The organism is Lysinibacillus sp. NPDC058147, from assembly GCF_042884205.1.
Lineage (GTDB): Bacteria > Bacillota > Bacilli > Bacillales_A > Planococcaceae > Lysinibacillus.
In genome coordinates this window covers 1-1081 of record NZ_JBHVUJ010000031.1, presented here as the reverse complement: position 1 = coordinate 1081, position 1081 = coordinate 1, and the positions used below count along the sequence as shown (strand labels likewise).

General features: G+C 46.6%; 1 protein-coding gene and 2 rRNA genes. 1 reads left to right on the top strand and 2 read right to left on the bottom strand.

Annotated features, from left to right (window positions below):
• Window positions 1–447 (top strand): MFS transporter (locus ACFVT8_RS24560; protein WP_387224340.1); only part of this gene is annotated, 447 nt, incomplete at its 5' end.
• 95 nt (window positions 448–542) lie between these two features.
• Here the strand turns inward: ACFVT8_RS24560 and rrf are convergent.
• Both rrf and ACFVT8_RS24550 read right to left on the bottom strand, forming a co-directional pair.
• Window positions 543–658 (bottom strand): 5S ribosomal RNA (gene rrf / locus ACFVT8_RS24555).
• A 50-nt stretch (window positions 659–708) separates the two neighbouring features.
• Window positions 709–1081 (bottom strand): 23S ribosomal RNA (locus tag ACFVT8_RS24550); the annotation flags it as partial.

Here is a 1081-nt window from a genome sequence, read left to right as displayed (position 1 = left end):
GGTATGATCATCGGAAGGTTATTAACAGGCCCGGTATCAGAAAAGCTGACATATCACCGTTATCTTCGTCTCATAAGCATTGGCGGTCTGGCAGCACTTACCGTATTAGCATTAAGTAAAAACGTATGGTTCGGTTTTGCCCTTTGCTTCTTTTTAGGACTGTTCATGGCAGGCATGTTTGCAATAGCCCTAATCATCACGAATCATTTTTATCCCGGAAAGACAGAAACAACTACCAGTATTCTGCTCGCTTCAAACGGATTAGGAGGTTCACTCCTTCCGATCGCCGTCGGCTGGAGCTTAGATGAATATCCCGCACAAACTGCATTCTGGCTGTTTACTGCACTGATGCTCCTTATGCTGCTGATTGTGTTCAGTTTAAGAATGCTCGAGACAATAAAATCAAACAATCTTCAAAATCATAACAGCAAAGCAAAATCAATGTAAACAAAAAAGCTAATGCCTTTCAAAGGCATTAGCTTTATATATCTATGTGATCTTCCATATAAAAAACCCAGTTCATCATAAACTGGGTTAAGATAGCTTGGCGGCGTCCTACTCTCACAGGGGGAAACCCCCAACTACCATCGGCGCTGAAGAGCTTAACTTCCGTGTTCGGCATGGGAACGGGTGTGACCTCTTCGCTATCGCCACCAAACCATTGAGAGTGTTCTCTCAAAACTAGATAACAGTAAGCATACATTCAAATTGGTTAAGTCCTCGATCGATTAGTATCTGTCAGCTCCATGTGTCGCCACACTTCCACCTCAGACCTATCAACCTGATCATCTTTCAGGGATCTTACTTCCTTGCGGAATGGGAAATCTCATCTTGAGGGGGGCTTCATGCTTAGATGCTTTCAGCACTTATCCCGTCCGCACATAGCTACCCAGCGATGCCCTTGGCAGAACAACTGGTACACCAGCGGTGCGTCCATCCCGGTCCTCTCGTACTAAGGACAGCTCCTCTCAAATTTCCTGCGCCCGCGACGGATAGGGACCGAACTGTCTCACGACGTTCTGAACCCAGCTCGCGTACCGCTTTAATGGGCGAACAGCCCAACCCTTGGGACCGACTACAG